The sequence below is a fragment of the Amycolatopsis iheyensis genome, from assembly GCF_024703995.1.
In the GTDB taxonomy this organism is placed as follows: domain Bacteria; phylum Actinomycetota; class Actinomycetes; order Mycobacteriales; family Pseudonocardiaceae; genus Amycolatopsis; species Amycolatopsis iheyensis.
The window spans coordinates 103,192-129,064 of the sequence record NZ_JAMXQV010000025.1; the positions used below are offsets into that span (position 1 = coordinate 103,192).

Annotated in this window: 18 protein-coding genes; 9 read left to right on the forward strand and 9 right to left on the reverse strand. The window is 71.7% G+C overall.

Translation table 11 applies throughout. The annotated features are described in order from the left end of the window. Nucleotides 1-3: 3 nt before the first annotated feature. Genes M8542_RS37105 through M8542_RS37120 form a run of 4 tightly spaced genes read left to right on the forward strand, consistent with a single transcriptional unit; the run spans nucleotide 4 to nucleotide 8,109 of the window. Nucleotides 4-4,251, forward strand: coding sequence for a beta-ketoacyl synthase N-terminal-like domain-containing protein (locus M8542_RS37105; RefSeq protein ID WP_257925016.1), 4,248 nt, complete (start codon nucleotides 4-6; stop codon nucleotides 4,249-4,251). Then, nucleotides 4,251-5,228: an ACP S-malonyltransferase gene (gene fabD / locus M8542_RS37110; RefSeq protein ID WP_257925017.1), complete on the forward strand. Its 978-nt coding sequence runs from the start codon at nucleotides 4,251-4,253 to the stop codon at nucleotides 5,226-5,228. Before M8542_RS37105 ends, fabD begins: the two co-directional genes overlap by 1 nt. A gap of 47 nt (nucleotides 5,229-5,275) precedes the next feature. Then, nucleotides 5,276-6,835, forward strand: a complete 1,560-nt coding sequence (locus tag M8542_RS37115; protein ID WP_257925018.1) for an AMP-binding protein — start codon at nucleotides 5,276-5,278, stop codon at nucleotides 6,833-6,835. A gap of 41 nt (nucleotides 6,836-6,876) precedes the next feature. Next, entirely contained in the window at nucleotides 6,877-8,109 is a 1,233-nt protein-coding gene (locus tag M8542_RS37120) for an MFS transporter (protein ID WP_257925019.1), read from the forward strand. A 44-nt stretch (nucleotides 8,110-8,153) separates the two neighbouring features. On the opposite strand, the gene M8542_RS37125 is transcribed toward M8542_RS37120, so the two are convergent. Together M8542_RS37125 and M8542_RS37130 are read right to left on the reverse strand one after the other, a co-directional pair. Beyond that, nucleotides 8,154-9,539, reverse strand: a complete 1,386-nt coding sequence (locus M8542_RS37125; RefSeq protein ID WP_257925020.1) for a cytochrome P450 — start codon at nucleotides 9,537-9,539, stop codon at nucleotides 8,154-8,156. A 28-nt stretch (nucleotides 9,540-9,567) separates the two neighbouring features. After that, nucleotides 9,568-11,112 carry a tryptophan halogenase family protein gene (locus tag M8542_RS37130; protein ID WP_257925021.1) on the reverse strand — a complete coding sequence of 515 codons (1,545 nt, stop codon included), beginning with the start codon at nucleotides 11,110-11,112 and terminating at the stop codon, nucleotides 9,568-9,570. A 167-nt stretch (nucleotides 11,113-11,279) separates the two neighbouring features. Between M8542_RS37130 and M8542_RS37135 the strand changes: the two genes are divergently transcribed. Further along, nucleotides 11,280-12,089 carry a tryptophan 2,3-dioxygenase gene (locus M8542_RS37135; protein WP_257925022.1) on the forward strand — a complete coding sequence of 270 codons (810 nt, stop codon included), beginning with the start codon at nucleotides 11,280-11,282 and terminating at the stop codon, nucleotides 12,087-12,089. Between the two features lie 16 nt (nucleotides 12,090-12,105). Here the strand turns inward: M8542_RS37135 and M8542_RS37140 are convergent, their stop codons facing one another. The 3 genes from M8542_RS37140 to M8542_RS37150 all read right to left on the reverse strand — a co-directional run bounded on the left by M8542_RS37140 (nucleotide 12,106) and on the right by M8542_RS37150 (nucleotide 17,408). Then, nucleotides 12,106-13,560 (reverse strand): carboxylesterase/lipase family protein, encoded by a 1,455-nt coding sequence (locus M8542_RS37140; protein ID WP_257925023.1) that lies wholly within the window; start codon nucleotides 13,558-13,560, stop codon nucleotides 12,106-12,108. Nucleotides 13,561-13,568: 8 nt separating this feature from the next. Next, complete coding sequence (locus M8542_RS37145) at nucleotides 13,569-14,834, reverse strand: MFS transporter (RefSeq protein ID WP_257925024.1); 1,266 nt, start codon at nucleotides 14,832-14,834, stop codon at nucleotides 13,569-13,571. A gap of 135 nt (nucleotides 14,835-14,969) precedes the next feature. Next, nucleotides 14,970-17,408 carry a beta-glucosidase family protein gene (locus tag M8542_RS37150; protein WP_257925025.1) on the reverse strand — a complete coding sequence of 813 codons (2,439 nt, stop codon included), beginning with the start codon at nucleotides 17,406-17,408 and terminating at the stop codon, nucleotides 14,970-14,972. A gap of 92 nt (nucleotides 17,409-17,500) precedes the next feature. Between M8542_RS37150 and M8542_RS37155 the strand changes: the two genes are divergently transcribed. Beyond that, a complete protein-coding gene (locus M8542_RS37155; RefSeq protein WP_257925026.1) occupies nucleotides 17,501-18,100 on the forward strand; it encodes a TetR/AcrR family transcriptional regulator in 600 nt (199 codons plus the stop codon). Between the two features lie 31 nt (nucleotides 18,101-18,131). Here M8542_RS37155 and M8542_RS37160 read toward each other — a convergent pair whose 3' ends face one another. Continuing rightward, a complete protein-coding gene (locus M8542_RS37160) occupies nucleotides 18,132-18,290 on the reverse strand; it encodes a hypothetical protein (RefSeq protein ID WP_257925027.1) in 159 nt (52 codons plus the stop codon). Between the two features lie 158 nt (nucleotides 18,291-18,448). Here M8542_RS37160 and M8542_RS37165 point away from each other — a divergent pair, with 158 nt between their 5' ends. Beyond that, nucleotides 18,449-21,382 carry an NACHT domain-containing protein gene (locus M8542_RS37165; RefSeq protein WP_257925028.1) on the forward strand — a complete coding sequence of 978 codons (2,934 nt, stop codon included), beginning with the start codon at nucleotides 18,449-18,451 and terminating at the stop codon, nucleotides 21,380-21,382. A gap of 5 nt (nucleotides 21,383-21,387) precedes the next feature. Here the strand turns inward: M8542_RS37165 and M8542_RS37170 are convergent, their stop codons facing one another. The 3 genes from M8542_RS37170 to M8542_RS37180 form a co-directional block, all read right to left on the reverse strand. Further along, the gene (locus M8542_RS37170) at nucleotides 21,388-22,266 is read right to left on the reverse strand and encodes an SAM-dependent methyltransferase (RefSeq protein WP_257925029.1); all 879 of its coding nucleotides are present in this window, start codon (nucleotides 22,264-22,266) and stop codon (nucleotides 21,388-21,390) included. Nucleotides 22,267-22,333: 67 nt separating this feature from the next. Beyond that, nucleotides 22,334-23,236, reverse strand: a complete 903-nt coding sequence (locus tag M8542_RS37175) for a Scr1 family TA system antitoxin-like transcriptional regulator (protein ID WP_257925030.1) — start codon at nucleotides 23,234-23,236, stop codon at nucleotides 22,334-22,336. A 122-nt stretch (nucleotides 23,237-23,358) separates the two neighbouring features. Then, entirely contained in the window at nucleotides 23,359-23,586 is a 228-nt protein-coding gene (locus tag M8542_RS37180; protein WP_257925031.1) for a DUF397 domain-containing protein, read from the reverse strand. 753 nt (nucleotides 23,587-24,339) lie between these two features. On the opposite strand from M8542_RS37180, the gene M8542_RS37185 reads away from it, so the two are divergent. After that, complete coding sequence (locus tag M8542_RS37185; protein ID WP_257925032.1) at nucleotides 24,340-25,299, forward strand: hypothetical protein; 960 nt, start codon at nucleotides 24,340-24,342, stop codon at nucleotides 25,297-25,299. Nucleotides 25,300-25,688: 389 nt separating this feature from the next. After that, nucleotides 25,689-25,814 carry a hypothetical protein gene (locus M8542_RS37190; RefSeq protein WP_257925033.1) on the forward strand — a complete coding sequence of 42 codons (126 nt, stop codon included), beginning with the start codon at nucleotides 25,689-25,691 and terminating at the stop codon, nucleotides 25,812-25,814. The last annotated feature ends 59 nt before the right edge of the window (nucleotides 25,815-25,873 follow it).

The following is a 25,873-nucleotide window of genomic DNA, read 5'->3' on the forward strand; positions in this document are numbered from 1 at the left end:
CCGATGAAACGACTGCTGCTCGACTTCCTCTGGGCCGGCCTGCGTTCCCTGGATGCGTTCGAACGGGGACCGGCAGCGGCCGGCCTGCTGCCGGCGTACGACGCCTGGTTCGCCGAGTCCGTTCGCGTGCTGGCGGCCGCGGGCTACCCGGTGCGGGACCCCGGATCCCGGCCGGCCCGGCCGTCCGGCGAACTCTGGCGGGAGTGGGACGCCGAAGCACCGCGGTGGCGCGACAACCCCGACCTGGCGGACATCCACGTGCTGCTGGAGACGATGCTCCGCGCGCTCCCCGACGTCCTCACCGGGAACCGGCGCGCCACGGAGATCATGTTCCCCGGCGGCTCCACGCAACTGGTCGAGAACGTGTACAAGGCCAACCCGGAGTCGGTGTTCTTCAACCGCGTCCTGGCCGGCGAACTGGTGGCCCACCTGCGGGAGCGCGCCGAGGCCGAACCCGGTTTCGCGCCGCGGATCCTGGAGATCGGCGCGGGCACGGGGGCGACGAGCGCCATCGTGCTCGACGCCGTCCGCGCGGCCGGCCTCGCCGTGCGCGAGTACCACTACACCGACCTCTCCCGCGCCTTCCTCGACCACGCCGAGCGGTCCTACGGGCCGGACAACCCGTTCCTGACCTACGGGCTCCTCGACATCGAGCGACCCGTGGCGGAGCAGGGGATCGACGTCGGCGGTCACGACGTCGTCATCGCCGCCAACGTGCTGCACGCCACCCGCGACATCCGCACCACCCTGCGCAACACCAAGGCCGCGCTCCGGAAGGGCGGCCTGCTGCTGCTCAACGAGGCGACCGCGAACATCCTGATCAACCAGTTCACCTTCGCGCTGCTCGAAGGCTGGTGGCGGTTCGAGGACACGGGAACGCGCATCCCGGGCAGCCCGCTGCTGTCGGCCGAAGGCTGGCAGCGGGTACTGGCCGAGGCCGGGTTCGAGCCGGTCACCTGGCCCGCGGCGGAAGCCGCGGACCTCGGCCAGCAGATCATCGTGGCCGTGAGCGACGGCGTCGTGCGCCAGCCGGGTTCCGGCGAGCCGGCCCCGGCTGCCCCCGCCGCCGAGCCGGTGCGCGTTCGCGAGGAACCCGTGGCTCCCGACCGGCTTCGCGAGTACGTCGAGGGTGTCGCGCTCGGCATCCTCGCCGAGTCGCTGCGCGTCGACCCCGCCCGGATCGACCGGCACGGCGCCTTCGCGGACTACGGGCTCGACTCGATCTACGCGGTGCAGGTGGCCCGGGCGGTCGGGGCCGCACTCGCGCTCGACCTGGACGTGACCTTGCTCTTCGAATACACCACGCTGGCGGACCTCGGCGAGTTCATCGCGACCGAGTACGCCTCGGGGATCCGCGTCGAAACCCCCGCGGCCCCGGAAATCCCCGCCGCCGAGCCGACCGGGATGGCGATCGTCGGGATGGCCGCGCGCTTCGCCGGGGCCGAGGACGTCGAGGAGTTCTGGCGGCTGGTCGAGGCGGGCGAACGGCGCCTGAGCGCCCCGCCGGCCGGGCGCGCGGACTGGGCGGACTGGGCGGGCGCGGACACGAGCGCGTGGCAGGCCGGGTTCCTGGACCGCGTCCACGACTTCGACCCGCTGTTCTTCGGCATGTCGATGACGGAGGCCCGGCAGCTCCCACCCGAGCTCCGCCTGCTGGTGATGACCGCGTGGAACGCCGTCGAAGACGCCGGTTACCGGCCGGAGCAGCTGCGCGAACGGCCGACCGGGGTCTTCGTCGCCGCCACGAACAGCGAGTACCGGCCCGGCGCGCCCGACGGCGAAGTGAGCATGCTGGGCCTGCCGACGCCCGCGATGATCCCGGGACGCCTTTCGCACCTGTTCGACCTGCGTGGCCCGAGCGAGCACTACGACACGACGTGCTCGTCGTCGCTGGTGGCACTGCACCGGGCCATCGGGGCCATCCGGGCCGGCGAGTGCGAGCAGGCGCTGGTCGGCGGCGTGCAGCTGGCCGCGTCACCGGCCGCGTTCGAGGTGATGCGGGCCGGCGGGATGCTCAGCGCCACCGGGAACGTCCGGCCGTTCCAGGAAGACGCCGACGGCACCGCGCGTGGCGAAGGGGTCGCCGCCGTGCTGATCAAGCCGCTCGCCAAGGCGATCGAGGACGGCGACTTCGTCTACGGCGTCGTGCGCGGGACCGGCGTGGTCCACGGGGGGCGGGGCGTGTCCCCGACTGCCCCGAACATCCGGGGGATGAAGTCGGCCGTGACACGTGCCTACGCCGACGCCGCGGTCGACCCCGGCTCCGTCGCCTACATCGAAACCCACAGCATGAGCACGTTGCTGGCCGACAGCGCGGAGCTCACGGCGTTGCGCGCGAGCCCGCGGGCCGACGGCGACGTCACCTACCTCGGCAGCCTCAAGCCGTGCATCGGGCACACCGAAGTGTGCTCGGGACTGGCCGCGCTGGTGAAGACGGTCGAAGCCCTGCGGCGCGGGGTCGTCCCGGCCATTCCCGGCTTCGGCGGCCTGCACCCGGAGCTCTCCTTCGCCGGCACGCCCTTCCGGATCGCCGAAACGGCCGTGCCGTGGCCCGAGCGCACCGACGACGCCGGCCGCCCGCTGCCGCGCCGGGCGGCCATCAACAGTTTCGGCATCGGGGGAGTGAACGCGCACGCGGTCCTCGAGCAGTACGTCGAACGCGGTCCCGGCCGCGCCGAGGACATCCGGCCGCGGCTCCTCGTGCTCTCGGCCCGGACCGAAGAAGCCCTCCGGGAGCGGGCGGAGCGGCTCGCCGTCCGGCTGGCGGCCGCGGACCCGGCGGCATTCGCCGACGTCGTCTACACACTCCGGACCGGGCGGGAGGAGATGGACTGCCGCGTCGCCGTGATCGCCGCGACGACCACCGAAGCGGCCGCCGCGCTCCGGGACTGGCTCGACGCCGAACCGCACGCGCGGTCCCGGGTCGTCGCCGAGGCCCAGCGCGGGGAAACGCGCCTGAGCGCACTCGCCGAACAGTGGACCGCGGGCCGGCCGGTCGAGTGGAGCTCACCGGAAGGGGGAAAGCGGGTTCCGCTGCCGGGCTACCCCTTCGAACGGCGGTTCTGCTTCGCGCGGGAGCAGCACTCGAGCGCGGCCGGCACGCCCGGGCCGGCGGACTTCGTCACCGGTGTCGTCGCCTCGGTGCTGGGCCTGCCGGAACAGGAGATCGACCGGGCGAAACCACTCGCGGCCTACGGCCTCAACTCGCTGCTCCTGACCGGCGTGCTCAGCAGGCTCCGCGGCGCGTTCCCGGCGTTCCGGCCGGAGTGGCTGCAGACGCACGACTCCCTCGACGACGTGGCCGCCCGGCTGGCCGAAGCCGGCGGGAGTGCCGCGCGGGCGCGGTTCCCGGAGCTGCTGCACCTCAACGACGTCGGCGAAGGCCGCCCGGTGTTCTGGGTCCACGGCGCACTGGCCGGCGTCGAGGCCTACCGCACGATCGCCGCGTCGATCACCCGGCCGTTCTACGGGATCCAGGCCCGCGGCTTCCTGACCGACGACGAGCCCGTCGAAGGCATTCCGGGAATGGCCGGGTACTACCTGGACATCATGCGCGCGGTGCAGCCGGAGGGGCCCTACGACGTCGGCGGGTTCTGCCTCGGCGGGCTCGTCGCGTACGAGATCACCCGCCTGCTCCAGCAGCGCGGAGAGGTCGTGCGGTCGCTGACCATGGTGGACTCGCCGGACAACACCGGCTGGGCGAAGTCGAACGAAACCGGGTCCGGCTCGGCCCGCAGCGCCGCGCTCCAGGTGGTGAACTCGATGCTGTGGCCGGCCGGGGAGAAGCAGCTCGACGAGGTCCGGCCCCGGCTGATCCACCGCGACGAAGTCGCCGGAGTGACCGGCGACGCGGCGTTCGTGCGGCGGCTGGCCGAGCTGGCGGCCGAGCGGGGGCTCGCCATGGACCGCGACCGGATCGTGCACTTCGTCGAGCGGAACATGCGGGTCCAGCTGGCCTACCGCGTCGACGAGTTCCGGATCCGGCCGCTCGAGGAGCCCGAAGCGCCGGTGTGCACGTACTTCCGGAACCGCCGCGGTCTCTTCCTGGGAGAGCTGGAGCCGTACTTCCAGGTCGCGGGCGAAACCTTCTCGCTCGACCACGTCACCTACTGGCAGGACTGGGAACGGGAGCTGCCGGGCCTGCGCGTCGTCGACGTCGAGGCGGCCAACCACATGACCCTCCTGCACGAGGACGGCCCGCGCGCCGCGATCGAGCGGGCGTGCGCGGCCACCTACCACGAGGCCGGCTGATGCGGGCCTTCGTGTTCCCCGGACAGGGAAGCCAGCGGCGGGGCATGGGCCGGGGGCTGTTCGAGCGCTTCCCCGACGTCGCCCGGCAGGCGGACGACGTGCTCGGGTACTCGGTCGAGGAACTGTGCCGCGCCGATCCCGGCCGGCGGCTCAGCCGGACCGAGTACGCGCAGCCGGCGATCTACGTCGTCAACGCACTGCACCACCGGGCCGCGAGCCCGGCCGCGGACTACCTGGCCGGGCACAGCCTGGGCGAGTACAACGCGCTCCTCGCGGCGGGCGCCTTCGACTTCGTGACCGGCTTGACGCTGGTGCGGCACCGCGCGGAGCTGATGGGCCGGTGCGCCGGCGGCGGGATGGCGGCCGTGGTCGGCGTTCCCCAGCAGGTCATCGAGGAAACGCTGGCGGCGCACGACGCGGCGGGCGTCGTCATCGCCAACCACAACGCGCCGGAACAGTTCGTGCTGGCCGGGCCCACGGCCGAACTCGACCGGCTCAGGGCGGTTTTCGAAGGGACGGCCGGCGTGCGCGGATTCGTCCCGCTGCGCGTCGGCGGCGCGTTCCATTCACCGCTGATGGAACCGGCCGCCGAGGCATTCCGCGTGGTTCTGGACTCGGTCACCTTCGACGAGTTGCGGACACCCGTCGTCACCAATGTGACCGGCCTGCCCTACGCGTCCGGTGGGGACGCCATCCGCGCAGTGCTGGCCGCGCAGGTCATCCGCCCGGTCCGGTGGGCCGACGGCGTCCGGTACCTGCGCGACGCCGGCGTGACGGACTTCGTGGAAGCGGGCGGCGGCAAAGTGCTGACCTCGCTCATCGGCAAGGTGCTGGCGGAAGACCCCCGGACCGCGCCGTGGCGCGAATACCGCGACGAGCGGATTTCGGCGCTGCTGCGCGACGGCGTGGCCGGGAAACTGACCGCCTGCCGAATTTCCGAAACCATTCACGCCGGCGGCCCACCGGTGGAACACTGACCCGGCTCGACCGTTTCCCGGCCCGCCAGACAGGGGATGCCGCACCCATGATGTTCGTCGACTACCTCGATCGAGGCTCCGGCATCGACCCGCAGGCGCCGTGCATGATCGCGCCCGACGGCACCGTGCTGATGACGCACGAGGAGTTCACGTCGGTCAGCCACCGGGTGGCGGTCGCGCTGCTGGCGGACGGGCTCCAGCCCGGTGACCGGGTTTCGGTGCTGAGCCCGAACGACGCCCACGCGTTCGCCTGCATCGTCGGGGTGATCCGGGCCGGTGGCATCTGGACCGCGGCCCACGCGACGCACGCCGTGGACGCGCTCGTCGACTTCCTCGGCGCCGCGGGGTGCACCCGGATGATCTACCACGGATCCCTGGCCGAGCACGCCGGCACGATCGTCGACCGGCTCGCGACGCTGCGGACCACGGTCTCGATCGGACCCGGCCGACCCGGTGACCCGGAGCTGACCGCCTGGATGGCGCCCGAAGGCGCGCGGGCGCCGATGCGCCCGGTGGACTCCAGCGAGAACATGCTGTTCGCCGGCACCGGCGGCACCACGGGCAAGCCGAAGATCCTGCCGATCAACAACCGGCAGGCCCACCTGATGTACGTCGCGCTGACCGCGCACGCCCCCGAACCCGAGCCGCCGCGCTACCTCATCGCGACGCCGATGGCCCACGCGGGCGGCTCGTTCGCCTTTCCCGTGCTGGGCCAGGGCGGTTCGGTCATCCTGCACCGGGAAGTGGTGCCCGAGGACATCCTGACCTCGATCGAGCGCAACCGCGCCACGCGCCTCTTCCTGCCCGCCGCCGACCTGTACGACCTGCTGGACCACCCGTCGGTCCGCGACCACGACTACTCCTCGCTGCGGCACTTCCTCCTGTCGGCCTCGCCGGTCGCCCCGGAGCGGCTCGCCGAAGCCGTGGCCGTGTTCGGACCGGTGATGGCCCAGTTCTATTCGCAGTCCGAAGCGCCGCTGACGTGCACGGTGCTGACCCCACGCGACATCGCCGAGGCCGTGGCGCCCGGCGGTGACCGCGGCCGGCTCGCCTCCTGCGGCCGGCCGACGATCGTCGCCCGCGTCGAGATCATCGACGACGACGGGAACGTGCTGCCGCCCGGGCAGCCCGGCGAGATCGCCGTCCGCTCCGACCTGGTCTTCTCCGGGTACTGGGAAAACCCGGAGGCGACGGCGGAAACCCGCCGCCCGCACGGCTGGCACGGCACGGGCGACATCGGCGTGCGCGACGAAGCCGGCTTCTTCTACGTCGTCGACCGCAAGCGGGACATGATCATCGTGGGCGGGCACAACGTGTTTTCGTCCGAAGTGGAAGCGTTCCTGCACACCTTCCCCGACGTGAAGGACTGCGCGGTGATCGGCCTGCCGGACGAGAAGCAGGGCGAAGCGGTCACCGCGGTCGTGGAACCGAAGGCGGGCAAGACGCTCGACGTCGAGGCGATCCTGCGGGCCTGCGAGGAGCGGCTCGGGCCGGTCAAGGCGCCGAAGTCGATCCTGGTCCGCGAGCTGCCCCGCTCGACCGTCGGCAAGGTGCTCAAGCGCGAGCTGCGTGACGAGTACTGGGCCGCCGGCGCCCGCAAGGTGTAAGTGCTTCGAGTCCACCGAAAACCGCCTCCAGGGGGGAAACCATGGTCAAGGCAGTCGGGACCCGGCCGAGCGTCGGAGCCGAGTTCCTGCGGGGCTGGCGGCCGCTCACGGCCGCCACGATCGGTATCGGCGTCGGTGTCGCGTCACTGCCGTTCTACACGTTCGGGCTGTTCATCCCGGAGCTCGAGGCGGAGTTCGGCTGGAGCCGCAGCAGCCTTTCGTCGATCCTGCTGATCGGTTCGCTGATCAACGTCCTGCTGACACCGGTCGTCGGCGCGATCATCGACCGCTACGGCGTGCGCGTCCCGTCGGTGGTGTCCCTGCTCGCGCTCGGCGCCGCCTTCCTGCTGCTCGCCGAAGTGGGGCCGGCCTTCTCGAACTTCCTGCTGCTGATGGTCGCGATGTACGTGCTGGCACTGGCTTCCTCGCCGGTGTCGTTCACCCGCGCGGTGAACGAGCGGTTCGACCGCGCCCGCGGCATCGCGCTCGGCATCGCGCTGGCGGGCGCGGGTCTGGTCGCCTTCTTCGCCCCGCAGGTCCTGGGCGGGCAGATCGCGGAGAACTGGCGCGGCGGCTACCGCACACTGGGGATCGTGGTGCTGGTGGGCGCGGTGCTCGTCGGCGTGCTGATGCCGAACTCACGCCGGCTCGCCACCCCGGCGGCCCGCAGCGAGGCGGCGGCCCCGAAGATCCTGCCGTTGCTGCGCACCACGCTCTTCGCGCGGCTCGCCGTGATCTTCTTCCTGCTGGCGCTCGCCATCGGCGGCCTGACGGTGCACCTGGTGCCGATGCAGCGTGACGCCGGGGTGCCGGCCGCGACGGCCGCGAGCACGGCGGGCCTCGTCGGCATTGCGCTGATCGTCGGCCGGCTGGTGGTGGGCCTGCTCGTCGACCGCTTCTTCGCACCGAAGATCGCCGCGGCCGTGCTGGTGGTCACCGCGGCGGGGCTGCTCGCGCTGCTGTTCGGCGGCCCCGGCCTCGCCGTGGCCGCGGCGCTCGGCCTCGGCGTCGCACTCGGCGGCGAGGTGGACGTCATGGGCTACCTCATCGCCCGGTACTACGACATGGCCGGCTACGGGCGGCTGTTCGGCGTGTTGTACGCGATCTTCGTGGTCGGCACGGGACTCAGCCCGCTGCTGATCTCCTGGCTGCGCAGCGCGACCGGCGGGTACAGCGTCGTCCTCATCGTGTCCGTGGGGCTGCTGGCGGCCGCGAGCGCGCTGCTGATGACGGCGCCCCGGTTCCCGGCGCGCGCCGAGAACCCGGCTGACTGACGAGCCCGGGCGCCTCGGCGAGCCGTCGAGGTGCCCGGGCTCGGTCAGCGGCGGGCCACCGGGTACAGGTGCACCCCGCCGTGCGGGTGCAGCGTGATCAGCGGATCCGGCCGCACCTCGGCGGCTCCCTCCGGCGCGACCAGGCGGTGCGTGCGTGCCACCGTCGCCAGCACGAGCACCAGTTCGACGAGTGCGAAGTGCTTGCCGATGCAGATCCGCGGCCCGCTCCCGAACGGCAGGTACGCGTGCCGGGGCCGGTCGCCCGCCTGGTCCGGGCCGAACCGCTCCGGCCGGAACTCCTCCGGTTCGGGCCAGAAGTCCTGGTGCCGGTGCAGGAAGTAGCTGTTGATGAGCACGTTGGTACCCGCCGGAATCCGGTAGCCGCCCAGCTCGTCGTCGACGGAGGCGTGCCGCATGGTCTGGTAGGCGGGGGAGTAGATGCGGAGCACCTCGTCGATGACCATGCGCGTGTAGGTGAGCCGCGGGATGTCATCGAACGCCGGCACCCGGCCGGCCAGCACCTCGTCGACCTCCGCGTGCAGGGTCCGCTCGACCTCGGGGTGCCGGGCCAGCAGGTAGAAGGCCCAGGCGAGGGTGTTCGTGGTCGTCTCGAAGGCCGCGATGCAGAGGTTGAGGACCTCGTCGTGGAGCTGCTTGAGGTCCATCTTGGTGCCGTCTTCTTCGTCGACGGCGTGCATCAGGAGAGTGAGCAGGTCCGCGTCCTCCTCCGCGCCGGCGTCCTTCGCCAGCCGGGCTTCGATGAACCCGGACACGAACTCGTCCATCGCGGTCGTCGCCCGCAGCAGCCGCCGGTGCCCCGGCGTGGGCACCTTCAGCGGCGGGAACGGGAACCGGAAGAACGCGCCCATGACCGTGTTCGCCGTGGCGAAGGCCCGCTCGAACGCCGGTATCGTCGCCGCGACGTCGGCACTGAACAGGGACTGGGTGACGATGCGCAGCGCGACCCGGCCGATCTCGGTGGAGACGTCGACCGGGCCGTCCGCATCCGTCCGGTCGCGCCACCCGTCGACCATGCGCTGCGTTTCGGTCGTCATGGTCCGCACGAACCGCGGCACCGTGCGCATGGTGAACGTCGGGGCCATCATGCGGCGCTGCCGGTGCCACAGCTCGCCGTCCGAGACGATCAGCCCGTCACCCAGCACCGGGCGGACGATCTCGAACAACGCGGCGCCCTTGTTGTAGCGGTCCGTCCGCTCGACGAGGACCTGCCGGATGAGGTCGGGCTGGTTGACGAGCACCATTTCCATGCCGACCAGCCGGAAGCGGAAGACGTCGCCATAGCGGTCGATTCCGCGCCGGAGGAAGGAGAGCTGGTCACGGCGGAACGCGAGCATGCCACCGACGCCGTCGCCGCGCCGGACTCTCGGGACCTCGAGCAGGGTGCGGGTGTCGGATTCGTGCGTGGTCATGACCGTCGGTTCCCCCTCCGGAGCAGTGTCAGTGCGCGGACTTCAGGTAGTCGTGCTGGCTCGGCAGGGTGCCGACGAGCGCGGCGGCCCGTTCACGCACCCGCGCCAGCTCCGCCCGGGCCTCGGCGTCGTCCAGGTAGTCGAGCGCGGGCAGCGACCGGGCGGGCAGGTGACCGCCGAGGCCGAGCAGCATGACGTTGTACGAATACGGCTCGAAACCGTGGTAGTACGGGTACACGGACGACTCGTCGGGCAGCCGGACCGACCACGACTCGAGCCGCTCGGCCAGCCCGTCCGGCAGCGGGCGTTCCTTGGTCGCCTTCCAGTACCGCGTGTCGGCCCGAGCCGCGCACCGGTAGTGCACGACCAGGAAGTCGCGGACGCCGTCGAGGCAGCGGGCGATCGCCCGGTTGTAGCCGGCGGTCAGCTCGGGTCGCCAGTGCTCGTCGGGGAAGTGCTTGACCAGCTGCTCGACGCCGTACTGGATGAAGAAGATCCCGGTCGACTCCAGCGGTTCCACGAACCCGCTGGACAGCCCGATCGCCACGCAGTTGCCCACCCAGGACGTCTCGTTGCGGCCGATGCGCATGCCGATGTGGTTGGCCTCGGCGTCGGCGCTTTCCGGGCCGACGAACTCGCGCAGCGTCTTCTCGGCCTCTTCCGGCGTGCAGAAGTCGTCGGCGTAGACGTACCCGGTGCCGATGCGGTTGGCCAGCGGGATCGTCCAGATCCAGCCGGAGTCCTGCGCGGTCGCCGTCGTGCACGGGCGCATCCGTGACTCGGCCATGTCACTCGGCACGCGCAGGGCCACGGCCCGGTTGTTCGGCAGGTACTCCTGATAGGACTGGAACGGCACCTGCATCGCCTTGTTGATCAGCAGGCCGCGGAACCCGGTGCAGTCCACGAACAGGTCGCCGTGGATTTCGCCGTGCTCGCGGGTGACCAGGTGACTGATCCAGCCGCGTTCGTCCTGGCGCACCTCCAGCACGTCGTCGAGCACGCGCCGGACACCCCGGTCGGTGCCGAAGCCGGCGAGGAACTCGGCCAGCCGGGCCGCGTCGAAGTGGTAGGCGTACGGGAACTGCGTGTCCTGCTCGGCCATCGTGCTCCGACGCGGCCGGTCACCGCCGTCGTGCAGGCTGCGCTCGAACAGCTGCCCGTCGACGTACTTGGGCGCCCGCTGCGCGTCGCACAGGGCGGGGATCACCAGGCAGTCCCGGTCGAACTGCTCGCCGCCGAGCTTGAGCCACCAGTCGGCCATGGTGAACCCGTGCACCTTGGGCAGCCGTTCGAACGGGTGGTAGAAGACGTGGCCGGGTTCGCGCCAGTTCTCGAACCTGATGCCCAGCTTGTAGGTCGCGCTGCAGGCCGGCATCCAGTCCTTTTCGGCCAGGCCCAGGTAGTCGAAGAAGTGCCGCACGGTGCTGAAGGTCGCCTCGCCGACGCCGATGGTCGGCACACGAGCGGATTCGACGACGGTCACCGAAATCCGCTCACCGAATGCTTCTTTCAGGTAGGTAGCGGTCATCCATCCAGCGGTACCGCCACCGACGATGACGACGTTGTGGAGCATGTGCCACCTCTTCACGGATTCTGAGGATCTTGAATGGCCAGTGCAGCACAGCGGACTGACCGCCCGCGACTGCTCGTTCGGCTACTGGCCCGAGCGGCGGGCCGGACACCTTGGGTGCGCCCGTTCGGGCACTGGCCGCTGCCGGGCGTGGTTCCTAACCTGGACTGGTGCCGTGCCCCAGAACGTCGTCGACCGAGGAGGTTCCGGTGGCCGAGCCGGACCGGCGAAACCGCGCGGAGCACACCGCGGGAACGAGCTACCGCGACGTGCTGCGGCTCGACCGGCTGCTGGCGTGCCAACCGGAATCCGGCGCGCACGACGAGCTGCTGTTCATCATCGTCCACCAGGTGCACGAACTGTGGTTCAAGCTGATGCTCTTCGAGCTGCAGGAGGCCCGCGACCTCCTGCTGGCCGACCGCCTCGACGCGGCCGAGCACCTGCTGCGCAGGCTGGTCGCGGTCCAGAACGTGCTGGTTTCCCAGTGGGCGGTGCTGGACACGATGCTGCCCATGGACTTCCTGGCGTTCCGCAACACCCTCCAAGGCGGCAGCGGCTTCGATTCGGCGCAGTACCGCGAAATCGAGTTCCTGGCCGGCCTGAAGGACAGCGCTTACCTGGATCGGGCGAGGCTCACCGACACCGAGCGCGAACGCCTGACCCGCAGACTGGCGGAACCCAGCCTGCGGGAGGCGTTCATCGCCGTGGCCGAGCGCTCGGGGGTGGACCCGCTGGCCAAGCTCTGGCAGGACGGCTACCAGGACCTGTCCCCCGAGCGCTGGGAGCTGGTACGGGTGGCCGAAGCCCTCCTCGACGTCGATCAGGCGTTCGGCCGGTGGCGAACGCACCACGCACTGAGCGTCGAACGCCAGATCGGGTACAAAGCGGGGACTGGCGGATCGTCCGGAGTGGACTACCTCTTCACTCGCATCGCCGCGCGGCTGTTTCCCGAGCTCTGGGAGATCCGCTCCCAGCTGTGACGCCGGCGCGCCGGACTCAGGTGACGAGCAGCGCGCGGGCCGCGCGATAGGTGTCCGCACCGAAGGCCGACGGCCCACCGAACACCCGGACCTCCCCGGCGGGCCAGCCCGGATCCCCCGCCGTGATCAGCCCGACCGCTGCGGCGTGCACCTCGCTGGCTAGCTCCTGAGGAGGCCGCGGCCCGGCGACGGCGCTCACACCGTCGGCACCCAAGCAGTCGAAGTAGAACGGGACGTCCAGGCAGTGCACCGCTTGGCCGAACACCGGAGACGGCCACGCGAAGCGGTACAGCCACGTCGGAGCGGTGCCGCGGGCGTCGGCTGTCTCGGCCGCCGCCACGCCGAACAGCCGGTCCGTGACGTACCTGCCGATCAGGTCCGCGGTGTCGAGGCCGGGGTGCGCGGCCACGAAGCCCGACGCTGTTGACTCCGGGACGCCCGCCGCGGACAGCAGTGCCGTCGCCGGGATGTCCGCCAGGCGCTCGCGGGCGCGGGCGAACCCGAAGGCGAACTCGTGCTCCGTCGCGCCGAGCACCAACGGCTTGTCCGCGCCACGGCCGGCGCGGAGGGAGTCCACAGTGGATTCAGGGAGCAGGTCGCCGTCGACCACAGGGCCGAGGACCAGGCCGTTCGTCAGTCCCGTGATCGCCGCCACCGGGTCGGCCGGTGCTTCGCCGAGCGGCGCCAGCTCGCGCTGCGCGGCGAGGATCCGCGTCTCGTCCACTGTGGACAAGCCGGCACGGCTGGGTGGCACGCCGAGCCGGCCGGCCAGCGCGCGGCCGAACGACTCCGCCTGCCCGGTGGTGATGTGCACGGCTGGCCCGGACAGGCAGTGCGCCGCCGTGAACAGCTGTTGCGCCGAGGGCATCCCGAGCAGCGTGAGCACCGCCGCGCCCCCCGCGGACTGGCCCGCGATCGTCACCCGGCGCGGATCGCCGCCGAACGCGCTGATCGTGTCGCGCACCCACTCCAGTGCGCACAGCCAGTCCAGGACGCCGCGGTTGCCCGGGGCGTCGTCGAGCCGGCCGAAGCCGTCGAACCCCAGCCGGTAGGACACCGACACCGTGACCACGCCATCGCGGTTGAACGCGGCCCCGTCGTACCACGGGCTCGCGGGCGACCCGGCGACGAAGCCGCCACCGTGGATCCAGACCAGCACGGGCAGCCCGCCGTCGCGCGCCGGCCCGGGGTCGGGGGTGAACACGTCGACGTTGAGCGTGGACTCACCGGGGATCGACGGTTCCGGGATGAGCGTGACCTCGGCCAGTTGCCGGCGCTGAGGTGTCGCGCCGGGCGTGGTGGCGTCGCGGACACCGGCCCAGCCGCGGTGCGGCACCGGGGCGGCGAACCGGCGTTCGCCCACCGGCGGCTCGGCGTAGGGGACGCCCAGGAACGCGCAGGACCCGTTCGCGCGGCGCACGCCCCGCAACCGGCCGTGCGGGGTGACGATTTCGACGGTGGTGCCGGACATGGCGCTCCTCATCGGACGGTGCGGATCGGGACGATGGCGAGACTGGCCAGGAGCACGACCACGGCGGCGAACAGGAACAGCGCGGGATACCCGCCCAGCGTGGTGATCAGCAGCCCGGCCACGGCGGGGCTGGCCGCCTGCGGGATGTTCGTGGCGATGTTGAGGATCCCGAGGTCCTTGCCCGCCGCGGCGCCGCCGCCCGGCAGCACCTCGGTCATCAGTGCGGTGTCGCAGGCCAGGTACGCGCCGTACCCGAGCCCTTGGATCACACCGGAGACGACCATGCCGGTGACGGTGGGAGCGACCAGCGGCACCAGCAGCCCGGCCGCGAGCGTCACCGAGGCGAAGTAGACGAAGATCTTGCGCCGCCCCAGCCGGTCGGACAGCCAGCCGCTCAGCGGGATCGACACGAGGGTGGTGGCCAGGCTCGCGAGGCTGAGCAACCCGATCGTCCGGTTCGCGGTGGCCAGCGGCAGGTGGACGTAGTCGGTGAGGATGTAGAGCTGGAAGCCGTAGACCACGAAGTAGCCGAGGATGAACAGGAACCGGCCGGCGAAGGCCCAGGCGAAGTCCGGGTGCCGGCGGGGATCCACCCAGAAGCCGGCGAGGAACTCCCGCCAGGAGAACGGTTCCCGGGCCGCGTCCCGCGTCGGCGCGTCGGGGTTGAGCAGCACGAAGACACCGGTCACCGCCAGCACCGCGACCGCGAAGACGGTGTACCCGGTGCCGACCCGGCCGGCGACCTGCCCGGCCAGCAGGACCCCGCCGCTGACCCCGGCCATCGTGCCGATGCCGACCATGGCGCTCGCCATCCCGCGCCGCTGCCGGGGGAACCGGTCGGCGACCACGGCCGAAAGCGGGCCCTGCAGCACGTTCAGCGCCACCTGGACGAGCACCCAGAACACGGCGATCCACCAGAGCTCGCGCAGACCGCCGAGACCGAGCAGGAACCCGGCGCCGGCCGCGGCGCCGCCGAGCAGCCACGGGGCGCGGCGGCCGAGCCCGCTGCGCGTGCGGTCGCTCAGCGCGCCCGCGATCGGCTGCGCGAACAGGGTGAAGACGAATGACACGGTGGTGACCAGCGAGAGGTTGGCGACCTTGTGCACCGGGTCCAAAGCTGCGACCTGGTTCGGCAGCAGCACGCCGATCAGCCCGGAGTAGGTGGCGAACAGGACGAGAGTGTTGACCGCGAGCGACGGCAGCAGCCGGGCGGTCGCGGTGCCGCGGGTCGACGGGGCGGCGGTTCTGCCGCCGGGGGCGGGTGATTCGGGCATGGCGCTCCTCGCGTCCGGAGGCCGGTGACACCCGACATGAAAATCGAGTGACACTCGAAATTTGTGGTGGATGCAGTATGCGCGCGGCCGCCCCCGACGGCAAGACCCGGTAGTGCCAGGGTTTTCGTGCTCGGTTCAGCGCACCGTCACGCGGGTCGCCAGCGGGGTGTCGGTTGCCGACGTTCCGATGTGGACGGTGAAGGGACCCGGCTCGGTCCGCCAGGCGCCGTCCTCCCAGTGCTGGAACGCCCGTGGCGGCAGCGTCACGGTGGCGGTCGCCGGGCCGGGCGGCGCGTCGACGAGCGCCCAGCCGGCCAGCCACCGCGCCGGCCGGTCGAGCGCGCTGTGCGGCCGGGACAGGTACACCTGGACCACCTGCCGGCCCGGCCGGGCGCCGGTGTTGGCCAGCTCGACCGCGATCGGCACCGGCTCGCCCTCGGTCACCTGCCCGGGCGCCCGCGCCCCGCGCAGCTCCCAGCTCGTGTAGCCGAGGCCGTGCCCGAACGGGTACGCGGGCCGGTCGCCGTTGCGCAACCAGCCTCGGTGTCCGATGTGGACACCCTCGGCGTAGGGCACGACGCCGTCCGCCGGAACGCCGGACAGCACGGACCGTTCGTCGCCGGTCGCCGGCCAGCTCGCCGGCAGCCTGCCGCCCGGCTCGCGCACCCCGAGCAGCACGTCGGCGACGGCCTCGCCGAACCGCTCGCCGCCGAACCAGCCGAACAGGACCGCCGCCACCTCGTCGCGCCAGGGCAGCAGGACCGGTGCCCCGGAGTTGACGAGCACCACCGTGCGCGGGTTGGCCGCGGCGACCGCGCGCACCAGGTCGTCCTGCCGGCCGGGCAGGGCGAGTGACGTCCGGTCGAACCCCTCGCTCTCGATGGTCTCCCCGGTCCCGACCACCACGAGCGCGACGTCGGAGCCGGCGGCCAGCGCCGCGGCGGCGGCGATCTCCGCGTCCGCGTCGGCCGGCACGGTGGCGGTGCCGAAGGTCACCGCCCGCAGCGGCAGGTCCGGGCCGGCACCGCTCGTGTAGCGCACCACGATTTCCGCCGCGCCGCCGGCGAAGCCGACTGCCGCGGTCACCGCGGGCGGGGCGAGGAAAGCCGCGCCGAGCAGGTCGCCGTCGGCGTCGGTGACCGCGTCGAGCACCTCGGCGCCGTCCACCGTGAGCACCAGCCCGCCGAGCGCGGACGCGCCGACGTGGTGCGTGCCCGCCGGGGCGTCCCACACCGTGCGCAGCTCGATCGTGTGGGTTCCGGCGGGCAGGTCGTCGAGCCAGACCAGTGCCGCGGCGAGCCGGTCTTCGCTCCCCAGCTCGGCGCCGTCCTCGGCGAGGAAGCGCACCCGCACCCCGGCCCGGCCGGTCACCGGGTTGGTCAGCTCGGCCGGGTCGAAGGCGAGCACCCCCTCGGTGACCGTGGCCCCCAGCCGGTAGCGCACCACCTCCGCGCCCAGCGCCGCGCGGAGCCCGGCGAGCGGGGAGATCACTTCGCGTGGTCGCACGGTGGCGCTGCCGCCGCCCTGGGTGCGGGCACGCACCGCGTTCTGCCCGAGCACCGCGACCGAACCGAGCCGCTCCGGACTCCACGGCAGGCTGCCGTCGTTGCGCGCCAGCACCATTCCGCCGGCCGCCACCTCACGCGCGAGTGCGGCGCCGTCCTCGGCGGGCGGCGGGACTGGGACGGCGGGCGGCAATGTGTCCAGCGCGCCCACTCGGGCGGCCAGGCGCAGGAGCCGCAGCACCTTCTCGTCCACGGCCGCTTCCGGGACTTCGCCGGCGCGCACCGCGTCGACCAGCCGCTGTCCCCACGGTCCCTCGGGGCCGGGCATGACCAGGTCCTGGGCGGCGTTCGCGGCGGCCACCGTGCTGCGGACGGCCGTCCAGTCCGACACCACGACACCGTCGAAACCCCAGTCCCGCGACAGCGGATCGCGCAGCAGTTCGTGCTCGCTCATCGTGGTGCCGTTGACGGAGTTGTAGGCCGACATCACCAGCCAGGCCCGCGCGCGCACGACCACCGCTTCGAACGCGGCGAGGTGCACCTCGCGCAGTGCGCGCTCGTCGATCCGGTTGTCGACGGTGAAGCGGTCGGTTTCGGCGTCGTTGGCGACGAAGTGCTTGGGGGTCGCGGCCGCGCCGGCCGCCTGGACGCCTTCGACGTAGGCGGTGGCCAGTTCGGCGGTGAGCAGCGGGTCCTCGGCGAACGCTTCGAAGTGCCGGCCGCCCAGGGGAGTGCGCTGCAGGTTGATCGTCGGACCGAGCACCACGTCGACGCCTTGGCGGCGCGCCTCGGCGCCGAGTGCGGCGCCGTAGCGCCGGGCGAGGGCGGTGTCCCAGGTGGCGCCCAGCGCGGTGCCCGACGGCAGCGACAGCGAGGGGTCGCGTTCGTCGAAGCTGCGGCCACGCACGCCCGCCGGGCCGTCGGACAGCACCATCGCGCGCAGCCCGATCGCGGGCTCGGCGTGCGTGCGCCAGAAGTCGGCCCCGGTGAGCAGCCGCACCTTCTGGCGCAGGTCGAGTTTGCCCAGCAGGGCGCGGATGTCGCGCTCCCGGGCCGGCGAGGTGTCCACGGCGTCTCCCGAACGGTCGAAGGGCTGTCGGCCAGGACTGTACCCCGAAAACCGAGTGGCGCTCGATTTTCGTGGTGGGGTAGTGTCACGACATGGCCGCATCGGGTCCCCGAGGTCCCTACGCGAAGGGCACCGAGCGTCGGGAACAGATCCTCCGCACCGCCTTGGAGGTGTTCACCGAGGGCGGTTACCACGGCTCGTCGGTGAAGGAGATCGCGCGGCGCGTCGGGGTCACCGAATCGACGCTCTTCCACTACTTCGGCTCGAAACAGGCCATGCTCGCGGCGGTGCTCGCCGCCCGCGACGAACGAACCGCCGCCCTGCTCGGTGGGGGAGACCCGCTGCCCGGGCTGCTGGAGGCGACGCGCCGGAACGCGCAGACGCCCGATCTGGTCCGCCTGTACGCGACGACGTCGGCGGAGGCGACCGAACCGGGCCACGCGGCACACGAGTGGGTCCGCGACCGCTACGGCCAGGTTCGCGACGACCTCGCCGGCCGGCTGGCCGACCGCGTCCCGCCGGGCGCGGACCCCGCCTGGGTGGCCCGCATCCTGGTCGCGGTCATGGACGGTCTGCAGGTCCAGTGGCTGCTCGACGACCGGGTCGACATGGGCAAGGACCTCGAACGCCTGGCGGCCCTGCTGGTCGTCGACCGGACACCGGAAGGGCCGGGGGCGCCCGGTCCGGCTTGAGGTGACCGGAGGAGTGGCCAGGCGCGAGCAGTCACGGGCGAAGCTGCCGCACGAGCTGCGCGATCGCGGCCAGGATGGCGGCCCGGTCCTGCGGCGCGGTGTCCTTCAACGCCGTGTGGGTGACGATCACCGTGGTGATCGCGAGGATCACGAGCCCCGCCAGGAGCATTGCGGCCGGCCAGAAGTCCATGGGTTCGTCCTTTCGCGAAGCGGCTGGCGTCAGCTTCACGAGCACTCCGGGCGGTCGGCCACGGTTGCCGGATCGCCGGATTCCCGGCGGCGAACGACCAGGTCACGGCACGGTTCGGCGGTGGGACACCGGATCACGCCGGATCGGGCGGCCGGGACGTGACCGGGACGGCGGAGCCCGCCTCGGGAAAGGCCGCGCTGACCGCGGAGCTGGGGGCGCTCCAGGAGAAGCTGCGCGAGCGGGGGAAGACGCAGAAAGCCGCGGTCGAAGAGGCCAACCGTTGCCGGCGCGGGGCCGCGGGCCGCCGGGAGAGCCTGCCCTGGCCGCGCAAGGACGGTGGCGAAGACCTGTCGGTGCAGGCGGTCAACGACTGGTTCCCCAAGCGGGACGGCTCGAAGGAGCCCAGCGTGCCGCGGGACTTCGCGGACCTGTGGTCCGTGGTCGCGGTCCTGCTGGACTGGACCAGGCCGCCCGGCTGCCGGCCGGCCGCGGCCGAGGCCCGTCGCTGGAAGGACCTCCACGAGCGGGCCCGGCAGCCGACCGGCCTGGACGACCCGGTGCGTGCCTACCTCGAAGCCGCGCGCAAGGCCGCCCGGCAGCACCCGCACCAGGGCATCCCCGGCCGGGCCGCGCCGCCGTCCTTGAGTGAGATCTACGTGCGCCAGCTCAACAGCCGCACCGCCCGCGACGGATCGGGCGCTTACGGTCCCGGCGAGCACGTCGCCACGGACGCGCCGCCGGAGCCCGCCGAGGCGATCTTCCGGAAGGCCGACCCGGTGTGCGTGCTCGTCGCCGGTCCCGGCGGCGGCAAGTCCACGCTGCTGCGCACCCGGTTGCGTGACGCCGCCGAGGAATGGCTCAACGGCACGGGAAAGGTCTCGGCGGCGGTGCCGGTCTGGGTGAGCGCCCGCGCCCTCGCCGGCGAGGCGACGCCGGTCCCGGAGGCGCTCGCGGCCGCCACCAGGAGCCTCAGCCGCTACGGGCTCCGTCCCGGTCTGGACGAAGAGCGCTTCCTGCGGCGGCCGTGCGACGGCGCGCGCTGGCAGCTGCTCGTCGACGGCCTCGACGAGCTCCCCAACGCCGACGAACGCCGCTCTGTGCTGGAGAAACTGGCCAACGCCGTCGCGAGCGACCCGGCGCTCTACCGGTGCGTGGTGGCCACCCGCCCCGCGGCCGAGCCCGAACTGGCCGTCCTCGACGACGCCCTCGGTGCCGAGGTGCCGCGGTACGACCTGCAGCCGTTCACCGCCGAGGACGTGCGTGCCTACACCGAGCGGTACTTCGGCACCCGCTGGCCGGCGGCGGAAGCCGCCCGGCGCGCCCGCCGGTTCACCGGCGCGCTCCGGGACGCGTCGCTGACCGAGCTGGCGCAGACGCCGTTGATGGCCTTCATGCTGTGCCAGCTCTACCTCGCCCGCCCCGATCACCCGCTGCCCCACGACCGCACCCGGTTCTACGACCTGTTCACGGACCTGATCTACGAGAACAACCGCGGCAAGCGGATCGCCGAAAGCCATGAGGACGCGATCCGGCACCTGGTGGCCGGCCTCCAGAGCCCGCAGGCCCGCAAGGACGCCGGTGAAGCGACGCAGCGGGTCCACGAGCTCCTGCCGGACCTGGTCGGATACCTGGCCCACCAGTGGATCACCGGCCACCAGGCGCCGGCCGCGACGGTGCTGGCCACGCACGGCGAAGTGCGTCGCCCGGGCAAGGTGCACCCGGAGCTGTGGGGTGCGTTCGTGGAGGACCTGTTGCGGCACACCGGCTTGCTGGTCCACCAAGCGGACGGCCTCGGCTTCCCCCACCAGACGTTCCTCGAATACCACGCCGCCCGCCACGCCACCCGTGACCACCGCGCACGCCGGGAAACGCTGTATCGACTGTTCGGGCCCGGCGGCGAGTGGCGTGACCAGGAGCCGTCCTATATCGGGTTTCTCCTCGACCAGTTGCTGGCCACCGACGAAGCGGGGATCGGACGGCAGACCGAGGAGCGGTTGACCGAGCTCACCGACTCCGGCGGCGCGGCCGCGTGCCGGTTCGTGCTGACCCAGGTCCGGCTCCGCACCCGGCTTCCCGCCGAATCCACCGCCGTGCAGCTCGGGCACTTCGCCACCGACCCCGCGCTCGCGCCGTTCGAGCGCCTGCAGGCGGTCAAGGTGCTGCTCGAAGTCGACGTGGTGCGGGGCTCGCGGCTGCTCGCGAGCCTCGCCAACGGCCCGTTCGACAACGTCTACCAGTCCATGGAGGTGGGCGAGGCGCTGGCTCGGGTGGACGGGCATCGCGAAACCGGCCCGCGCATCCGCGAAGGCCTCGCCACCGCTCTCGACCGCGCTTCTTCCTGGCGGGAGGGGGGCACGTTGTGGCGTGAAGCCCGGACCGTGAAGCCCGCCCTCAGCATCGCCGAACAACTGGAGGTGGCGAGAACCCTGCTCGACGCGGACGTGGCGTGGACGCAAGGGCTGCTGGCCGAGGTGGGGGCGGCGCGGACCGCGCGGTTGCTGGAAAGCGTCGTCACCGGCAACAGTGCCGCCCGGAGCTTGCGAGCGGCCCGGGTGCTGGCCCGGCTCGACGGGTATCGGGACACCGGCGCGCGGCTGCTCGAAACGCTGACCGAAAGCGACGCCTACGACCGGCTGCAGCCGGCCCGGTCGCTGGCCGAAGTCGACCCGGTGCGGGCGGTCCGGGTTCTGCGCGGCCGGGCACTGGACCCGGCCCGCACCACGATCAAACGCCTGCAGGCCGCCCGTCTCCTGCTCGACGTGGACGTCGAATGCGGGGCGCGGCTGTATGAATCCCTGGCCGAAGAGCCCACTCTTCCCGTGCCTGGCCGCCTGCAGGCCGCCGGCACGCTGGCCGAACTGGACGGGCACCGGCTCCGCGGGGCCGAACTGCTCGAAGCCATGGCGCTCGGTCCCGGACTCGACGCGTCGGACCGCGTGTGGGCGGCGGCGACACTGGGCCGCGCCGACGGGCACCGCGGCGCGGCGCTGCTCGAAGCGCTGACCACCGATCCGACGCTCGACGCTTTCGGGCGCGAATGGGCGACCCGCAAGCTGGCCGAACTCCGGGAAAAGCCGGCCGGAGACCGGTGAACCGGTTATTCCTTCTTCGCCACTCCGGCGAGGACGATGGACTTGCTCGGTTCGTCGAGGTTCGGTGTCTCGTCGGTGACCGACGCTTCTTCCGGGTGCCACAACGGCGTCCACGTCAGTCCCGGGTCGATGATGCGGAAGTCGCCGAACAACGCCTCGATCTGGGTTTTCGTTCGCCAGATCACCGGGCTGCCCGAACTGTCGTACATCGTCTTGATGCGGTCGAGCATCTCGGCGGAACCGGCCGGGATTCCTTCGTCGGTGACGTGGGAAATGGCGAGGTGGGAACCGCTCGGCAGCAGGTCGCGGTAGGTCGCGACGAGCTGGGGGCCGAGGTCCTCCGACACCGGGCTGTCCGGCGTCGGCAGCTGCTGGATGTGCAGGACCGCGATCATCAGCAGCGCCACCGGCTCGTCCAGGTCGATGACCCCGCTCGCCCCGATCTTTTCCCACAGTCCTTCGGGATCGCGGATGTCGGCGTGGATGGCGATGTGCCGGTCTTCGTCGCCGTACTGCCGCAGCAGGCTCCGGGAATGCGCGACCGCCACCGGCTCGTGGTCGACGTAGGCCACCCGCACCTCGCCCGGCGCCACCTGGTCGGCGACCTCGTGCGCGTGCCCCATGGTCGGCACGCCCGAGCCGAGGTCGATGAACTGCCGGACGCCTGCTTTCGTGAGGTGCCGGACGAGCCGGTGCAGGAACAACCGGTTCGAGCGCGCGACCGGCCGCAGGATCGGGAACTCGGTCAGCAGTTTTTCCGCGAACTGCCGGTCTATTTCCCAGTTGGTGTCGCCGCCGAGGTAGTAATCGTAGATCCGCGCGATACTGGGATGGCTGAGGTCGACCCCGGCCGGAGGGTAGGGCTCGCTTCCCGACGCCGTCATGGTTCGCTCCCCGTAGCGTTGTCGATCGAATTATCCTATTCGGTGGTACTGCCGGTCACAGGCGGCATCAGGGTGACTCCTGGCACCGCCGGAGTGCTTTTTCGAGCGCGTCGCGGGTTTCCCCGGCGCCGAGGGCGGAGTGGCTCAGCTTGGCCCAGCACTCGCGAAGGTGGTCGAGGTCGAGCCCACTGCTCGGCTCGGTCGTGACCAGGCTCTTCAGCAGGTCGCTGTAGCCGAAGGCGGCCTCCGGCGGCGCGAACTCCATGATCGTGAAATCGGGTTCGACGTACAGGAGCTTCGCGTAGGGCACCAGGCGGACGCCGATGTTCGGGTTCCGGTCCACCAGGGTGACGAGGTGCTTGAGCTGGTCGACCGCGACGTACTTCGTCGAAGTCTCGCAGCGCACGAGCCGGTCGACCGCGCTTTCGCTGATCAGGAACTCGTACCGGCACTCGGCGTTTTCGATGAACGCCCGCGTCGCGCGGGCGGCGCGCCCGGTCACGGCGTCGGCGATGCTGTCGACGTCGCTTCCGCGGAACAGCTCGACCATGTAGCTCTCGGCCTGCAGCAGACCCTTGACGCGCTCGCCGGTCCAGCTCAGGATCGCGGTCGCCCGCGGCTCGAGCTCCAGGACCTTGCCGAACCACGGTGTGGTCGCCTCGATCAGGTCCTTCTGGTGCTTCTCCTGGCCCCGCTCGTTGGCCAGGTTCAGCCGCCGGAGCTCGGCCACCACCTCGGGCGCCGGGGCGAGGGCCGCCAAGACGCCTTCGAGGATCGCCGAACTGCCCACGTACCCCCGCTCCAGCCGGCTGATCGCGCCCTGGGAGGAGTGCGCCGCTTTCGCGAGCGCCTCCTGGGTCAGGTCGGCCTGCTTGCGCAGCTCGCGGACGGCGAGACCGAGCAGTCGTCGCTGCTCGTTGTCGTCCTGGGGTGAGAGGGAGGGCGGCCGCGCCACGGTGAGGTCGTCCAATCGGGAGGCGTGCTGCCACCGATGATAGTAGGCGCGACCGCCGGACAACCACGCTGAGTGGGCCGGCGGCCTGGTCCCGGTGGCGCCGGTTCACCCGGCGCCACCGGTGGCGGGCGACCGGGTCACCTCGGCTCGCGCAGGCCCCGGGTGCAGGTCTCCCATTCCGCGGTGCTGAACACGAGCACCGGGCTGTTCGCCAGCTTCGAATCCCGGATCGCCACCAGGCCGGGCCGCCCGAAGTTGATCTCGACGCAGTCGCCCTGGTCAGGCCCGCACAACGGGCTCCGCTCCCAGCGGTCCGCGTCGAACGCGTCCCCGGCGACCATCGGGTCGTAGTTTCCGATATCCATGTCTCCCCCTTTGTCAAGCGTTGAGTGCAGTTTGGAATATCCGACTTATTCAGGCATAGATCGTGAATATTCCTGTTGCAAGTGGCTGCGGGGGCATGGTGCCGAGAGGTGTGAAATCTTCACCCGATTGGCGTTGAATGCCTGCGTATCGGCACGTGCGGGCGCGCGTGCGCGTGCCGGACGGCCGTGTCATGCAGACACGTATGTATCTTGTGCGGGTGTTCGAGCGGACGTCTGCCTGATATGTCGGAATCGCTCGGCGGCCGGGCGGAATCGGAGCCGCTCCGGTGCCCTGGGCCTGCATATTCTGATCGGATTCCGGAATATTCCAGCCAGGCCCGCGCCGGCGGCGGGGGTCCCGGTGCGACTGCTCCATTGAGGTGAGCCGAATTGCACCGTGGGTGGCGGTCCCGCCGACCGAAAAGGCGGCCAGGTGTCGCTGAAGTGTGACACGTTGCGCCATTCGGGGGAGCTTGCCCGGTGCGCGCCGGTGTCGAAACGGCCCGTGGTGAGCGCGTACCGGGTCGTGCGGGAACGGCTAGGTTGGGATTCCCACGGGAGGTTTCCCGTCCTTCCCCCGCCCTTTCACGGAGTACGCACCATGGGATTCGTCGTTCCGCCACCGACCACGGCACCGGACAACGCCGACGCCGGAAGACACCGGCGCTGAAGGCGCGCACCTCGTTGTCGGGGCGAGGGACGCCGCCGGGTTCGCGAAGTGCGGACCCGTCATCGAACCGAAGGTGAACCACCGTGCGCTGGACGCCCTCGGGCGCCGGCGCGCCCGACCACCCGATGAAGGGGCAGATCGTGAGTGCCCGTGACGAGCGGCGCGGCCCGCGCACCAGAGGCCGGACCGCGCTGGGGCGGCTTCCGTCGACCGCGGCCTTCGACGCCGGGACGAAGAAGTCCCCGCTCGCGCCCGAGGAACGCAAGCTGATCCTGTTCCTCCTGGTCAACCTGGCCGACGACGCCGAAAGCCTCGCGGAGGCGCGGCAGTGCCTCCTCGATGCCTACGGGGACCGCGAAGGACATTGGTGCGCCGGCCAGACCAAGGACTCGCTGACGCGCCTGCTGGCCAAGTCCCTCGGGCAGGGCGCGACGAGCCCGCCGCCGTGGGAACGGATCGTCGAGATCGTGGAGGTCGCGGTGCCCCCGGTGCGCCGGGAGGCAGTGCTGGCCCAGGCGGCGGCCCTGTTCGCCCGGTGCGTCGGGCGGGACCGTCCCACGCGGGCTTACGCCGGGCCGGTGATCGCCCCGGAGTGGATCGACGAGCCGGTGGTCACCGTCGAGATGATCCGGTCCGGCGGCCGGCCGGAGCGTGCAGCCGATGTGCTGTCGCCGGTGTGGGACGCGGAGCCCGTGTTGCCGATCCCGGCCGCGCGGGTCCCGGCGGACGCGAGCGTTCCGGTGGAACGGTCGCGGCACCCGATCGAGGATCCGGTCGCGTTGCGCGCGGTGCTGATGTCGATGTCGAAGACGGCTTGCGAACTTCTCGAGCGGGTCGAAGTGCTCGGGGCGGCGCTCAAGCTGGAGCAGACCACGAACTGGCAGTTGCGCGCCGAGAACCAGCGGCAGCGGAACCTGCTCGAGCAGGGGTTCCGCGAAAAGTATCGCGGCGTCTCGCTCGATACGATCCGGCAACTGATCACCGAGCAGCTGCGCGCGGCCTACACCGCGGAACCCCCGAGTCCGCGGCCCCTGCACGGATGACGCGATCGCGTGCCGAGCCGCCGGCCACCTGCGGGGGAGTAAAAGGATAGTGCCGGCCGACCCGAGAAGAAATCAGTATCCGTTCATTATCCGATCAGTATCGGAATACTCGCCCCGGTGGCGACTGATCGGGTAGTTACGTTCAACTGGTCGACCGGAGAACCGGTCGTCGCACGATTCAACCCGTTGACCGTGCAATGCTTTCCCAGTGAATTGATCACCCGATAACGTCGAAAACGAAGCCAGATCGGCTCAGTCGTCCCCACCCGGATCCGGAGGTGCTGCATGCGCGTCCCGAAAACCTCGGCGCTCCCCGGAGCGCCGAGGCTCCCGCCGCACGAGCAGGAGCCGCAGGGTTGCTTCGGCAGCCCGTCGAAGCAGGAGGTCAAATGGCCGGAAAGCACCGGAAAAGGGCGGCCGGCAGGATCGGCTGCGTGGTGATCACGATCGTCGCCGCGCACCTGGTGATCCTGCTGACCGCCCTCGCCGACCAGGGCCGCACCCTGATCGGCTGATCCGGTCCCTCTCCTGGAAGAACCGCGGCGCGGGGCCGGAACTCCGGTCGTCAGCCGGC

Bases quoted from the DNA above. Each gene is read 5' to 3' on its own strand.
- M8542_RS37105 (WP_257925016.1), top strand. From the start codon at position 4: ATGAAACGACTGCTGCTCGACTTCCTCTGGGCCGGCCTGCGTTCCCTG.
- fabD (WP_257925017.1), top strand. From the start codon at position 4,251: ATGCGGGCCTTCGTGTTCCCCGGACAGGGAAGCCAGCGGCGGGGCATG.
- M8542_RS37115 (WP_257925018.1), top strand. From the start codon at position 5,276: ATGATGTTCGTCGACTACCTCGATCGAGGCTCCGGCATCGACCCGCAG.
- M8542_RS37120 (WP_257925019.1), top strand. From the start codon at position 6,877: ATGGTCAAGGCAGTCGGGACCCGGCCGAGCGTCGGAGCCGAGTTCCTG.
- M8542_RS37125 (WP_257925020.1), bottom strand. From the start codon at position 9,539: ATGACCACGCACGAATCCGACACCCGCACCCTGCTCGAGGTCCCGAGA.
- M8542_RS37130 (WP_257925021.1), bottom strand. From the start codon at position 11,112: ATGCTCCACAACGTCGTCATCGTCGGTGGCGGTACCGCTGGATGGATG.
- M8542_RS37140 (WP_257925023.1), bottom strand. From the start codon at position 13,560: ATGTCCGGCACCACCGTCGAAATCGTCACCCCGCACGGCCGGTTGCGG.
- M8542_RS37145 (WP_257925024.1), bottom strand. From the start codon at position 14,834: ATGCCCGAATCACCCGCCCCCGGCGGCAGAACCGCCGCCCCGTCGACC.
- M8542_RS37155 (WP_257925026.1), top strand. From the start codon at position 17,501: ATGGCCGCATCGGGTCCCCGAGGTCCCTACGCGAAGGGCACCGAGCGT.
- M8542_RS37160 (WP_257925027.1), bottom strand. From the start codon at position 18,290: ATGGACTTCTGGCCGGCCGCAATGCTCCTGGCGGGGCTCGTGATCCTC.
- M8542_RS37170 (WP_257925029.1), bottom strand. From the start codon at position 22,266: ATGACGGCGTCGGGAAGCGAGCCCTACCCTCCGGCCGGGGTCGACCTC.
- M8542_RS37180 (WP_257925031.1), bottom strand. From the start codon at position 23,586: ATGGATATCGGAAACTACGACCCGATGGTCGCCGGGGACGCGTTCGAC.
- M8542_RS37190 (WP_257925033.1), top strand. From the start codon at position 25,689: ATGGCCGGAAAGCACCGGAAAAGGGCGGCCGGCAGGATCGGCTGCGTG.